Source organism: Nocardia sp. NPDC004722, from assembly GCF_053601505.1.
This window is the reverse complement of record NZ_JBSGBY010000872.1, coordinates 1-2643: the sequence shown is the minus strand read 5'-3', so window position 1 is coordinate 2643 and position 2643 is coordinate 1. Positions and strand designations below refer to the sequence as shown.

Genomic DNA, 2643 nt, shown 5'->3' with positions numbered 1-2643 from the left:
GTTCGAGGAACAGTTCGCCGGCGATGTCGGCGCGCACGGAATCGAAGGTGAGCGTCGGTGACACAGATTCGCTCTCTCAGTTCTGGGGTCGGTCGCGCAGTTCGCGGCGCAGGATCTTGCCGCTGGGGTTGCGCGGGATGACGTCGGCGAATTCGAAGCGGACGGGAATCTTGAAGGCGGCCAGTCGTTCCCGGCAGAACTCGAACAGTTCGCGGGCGGTCGCGGCGGCGTCGGGTCGCAGTGCGACGACGGCGTGCACGCGCTCACCAAATCGTTCGTCGGGGCGGCCGATGACGGCGACGTCCGCGACGGCCGGGTGCGCGGCCAGCACGTTCTCGATCTCGGCGGGATAGATGTTCTCCCCCGCCACGATGATCAGATCCTTGATCCGGTCGCACAGGAACAGGTAGCCGTCCGCGTCGAGATAGCCGGCGTCGCCGGTGTGAATCCAGCCGTCGCGCAAGGTGTCCGCGGTGGCCTCGGGGTTGCGCCAGTATTCGAGCATGTGCCCCGGCGTCCGCAGCCGGATCTCGCCGACCTCGCCGGTGGGCAGTGGCGTCCCGTGCACGTCCACGATCTCCACCCCGAACCCGGGGTAGGAGCGTCCGGCCGCCCGCAGCAGCGGGCTGCCCGGCCGGTGCGCCTCCGGTGGCAGGCAGATCGCGGTGTTGCCGGTCTCGGTGAGGCCGTAGATCTGCGCGAATCCGCAGCCGAGCCGGTCGATCGCGGTGCGCAGCAGTGCTTCCGGAATGGGCGAGCCGCCGTAGACGACTTTGCGAACCCCCGCCAGAGCATCGGGCACACCGGTCAGGCCGTCCCGCTGGGCGGCGGGTTCGTCGAGCATGAGCCGCAACATCGACGGCACCACGCACACCGTGGTCACCCCGAATTGGGCCACCAGGCGCACGGCCGCGCCGCTGTCGAAGCGCGGCATCGCCACCATGGTGACCCCGGCCGCGAAACCCTGTGTGGCCCACCAGAGTCCGCCGACGTGAAAGCCCGGAATGCCGATCAGCCCGACATCACCGTCCCGCCAGTCGATCCAATCCAGGGCCGCGTCGGCGAGCGCGTCACGCACGGCGAAGAAACTGCGGTGCGCGAGCACCACACCCTTGGGCAGCCCGGTGGTGCCGCTGGTGTAGAGCTGTACGACCGCGTCATCGGGGCGCACCGGGCGCTGGGAAGCGATGGCCGGGTGGAGTTCGTACCAGTGGGGTAGGTCTTCGGTGGTGACCACCGGAATGGCCTGCTCCCCCAATGCCTCCCGCAGCCCGGCGTCCACGAGCAGCAAGGCGGTCCCGGAATCAGCGAGGATATACGCGATTTCGGGTGCGGTGAGCCGGAAGTTGATCGGCACCAGCACCATTCCGGCGCGAGCACAGCCCAGCAGAGTGGCGTAGTAGTCGACCGATTCCAGCCCCAGATACGCCACGCGCGCACCGGGTTCCAGCCCCGCGGTCAGCAACGCGGCCGCGATCCGGTCGGCCGCCCGATCCAGTTCCCCGTAGCCGAGGGCGCGATCACCGCAGATCACCGCCGTCGCCGCCGGGTTCGGATGAGCGCGGGCCAGATCCGCGAGGGTGGCCGGGCGGGTGCCGATCATGCGGCGCTCGCGGTGTCCACGACCACCACGCGGATCTTGCCGTCGCACGCACCGCCGTGCTCGTCGCGGAATCCATAGCTGGTCTCCAGCGCCACCCGCTCGGCCGCGTCCGGGCCGGGCCGGTAGCGGGTGGCGCGGTCGATGACGAACTCGCCGGTGAACGCGCTGGAGTCGATGGCGCGCCGGAAGATGTTGCGGGACTCCGCGATCAGCACATCGGGGAGGTAGCGGCGCAGGAATTCCGGCATGGTCCAGTCGTCGAGGACCGGGCCGGTGCGGTGGCGGACCATGGTGGCCATGGTCTGGTAGAGCAGCTGGTTGTAGCAGATGCCGACCTCGACGGCGTTGAGGTGCCCGGTGTCGTCGATGTAGCAGGGTTCCGGGATCGAGAAGGTGCCGGTGCCGACGACCCGGTCCTCGGTGACGGTGACCGTCAGCGATTTCAGGTACCGGCAGTGCGGCTTGTAGCAGCGCAGCACCACCGCCAGCTCGTCGGCGTCGGCTTCGAAAACCGCTGTCGTGAGCGTCATCTCAGGCTTCGCTGTCATTTTTCGGCCTCGCTGCCATTTCCGGCCGCCACGGCGTCGTGCACAGTGACCCGCCAGGACACGACGGGTGCGGGGGTGTCGGTGTGCACGGCGCGGTGCACGAGGCTTCGGTTGTCCCAGACCAGGACGTCACCGGCTTCGAAAGTCTGCAGGTGCACCGCAGCGCCGGGCGTGTCGTCGAGTTGGCCTGTGGCGGCGAGCAATTCGCGCAGCAGTTCCGGTCGCGCGCCACCGTCCGGCCCTTGGATCGATTCGGTGAAGCCCTCGCTCAGGTACAGCACCCGTTCCCCGGTGTGCGGGTGCTCGTACACGGTCGGCATGGTCACCGGCGGCGTCTTGGCGTCGATCTCGGCGAGCAGCTCGCAGACCGGGCGGAACACGTCGCCGGGCCGGATCTTGAAGTAGCGCCGCACCGTATGGGTCGCCGTGGTGTCCTCGACGGCCGTCCGCAACTGCGGCGACAACGCCTCGTACGCCTTGGCCATATCGATG

3 protein-coding genes are annotated in these 2643 nt (G+C 68.9%); all 3 read right to left on the bottom strand.

Going from position 1 to position 2643, the window contains the following annotated elements:
- Nucleotides 1-76: 76 nt before the first annotated feature.
- Nucleotides 77-1603: a long-chain-fatty-acid--CoA ligase gene (locus ACWELQ_RS43300; RefSeq protein WP_452402783.1), complete on the bottom strand. Its 1527-nt coding sequence runs from the start codon at nt 1601-1603 to the stop codon at nt 77-79.
- Entirely contained in the window at nt 1600-2151 is a 552-nt protein-coding gene (locus ACWELQ_RS43295) for an FcoT family thioesterase (RefSeq protein WP_452402782.1), read from the bottom strand. The genes ACWELQ_RS43300 and ACWELQ_RS43295 overlap by 4 nt, the downstream gene beginning before the upstream one ends.
- Nucleotides 2148-2643, bottom strand: a 496-nt coding sequence (locus ACWELQ_RS43290; protein WP_452402781.1) for a TauD/TfdA dioxygenase family protein, incomplete at its 5' end; no start/stop codon positions are given. The genes ACWELQ_RS43295 and ACWELQ_RS43290, both read right to left, overlap by 4 nt.